This is a genomic window from Saccharicrinis fermentans DSM 9555 = JCM 21142, assembly GCF_000517085.1.
GTDB classification, from domain to species: domain Bacteria; phylum Bacteroidota; class Bacteroidia; order Bacteroidales; family Marinilabiliaceae; genus Saccharicrinis; species Saccharicrinis fermentans.
Window position 1 is genome coordinate 48027 of sequence record NZ_KI912108.1, and the last position, 852, is coordinate 48878.

1 protein-coding gene is annotated in these 852 nt (G+C 31.8%); it reads right to left on the bottom strand.

The window, feature by feature from the left end; genetic code table 11:
• The coding region (locus CYTFE_RS32195; protein ID WP_162150109.1) for a DUF3289 family protein at positions 1–852 on the bottom strand (852 nt) is incomplete at both ends.

The window sequence follows — 852 nt, forward strand, 5'->3', positions numbered from 1 at the left end:
AACTTTTGAATTCAGGTAAATTATTAATTTTCTCTTTAGTTTCTTCTGCTCTTAAAGCTTCTCTTTTATTATTGCGCTCCATTTTGCCTTTATTTATATTACCTTCAAACTCTTTTGTGAAGGTTATTTTGGTAACAAATGGCTTGTATCCTCTTAGGTGTTGTAATGCAAACCAAGCAGCAAAGGCTTCCTTTGCTACAGGAATAGTATTAGGGATATCTTCAATATCTGTAATATCAAGTCCAAAATGATCCCATAAGGTTACCTCATAGCTTATTTTATAATTATCATTGTCAAACTGAACTTCTGATACATACACTTCTGTTGCCCAAATATCATTTAAAGCAATCGTTTCTCCTTTTATAGTATCTTTAAAAGAACCAAATGTTGGTTTTGCAAACTTGGTTCCTTTCGCAGTTGTTTTCCCTCTATAACCCCTTTCGTCATAATTTTTATCAATTTGCTTTTCAATAATATCTGATAATTTCCCTTTACTTGTTTTTATTTTTTCTGCAATAAAGTCTTCCAAATTTGAACAATATTCCAAGGTAGCTTTATGATTTGCGATATCATTGGTTAATATAGGATCTTCGTAAATACCTCCTTCGTTACGTTTGAATTTTGCAATCATACGTTCAATATTGCCTTCCATTTCACCATAGGAAAAACATAGTGTTGCCCACTCTTCAAATGCTTTAAAAATATTCTCATCACTTGTGTCCCAGAATAGCAAATTACCTTCATGATAATCCTTTATATCTTTTCCAGAGTCTTCGTACACCCAATCTTTAATGAGCCATGCTTTAGCATCATAAATTCGTTCTTTAGAATAAATGGCTTTAGGATAGTTAA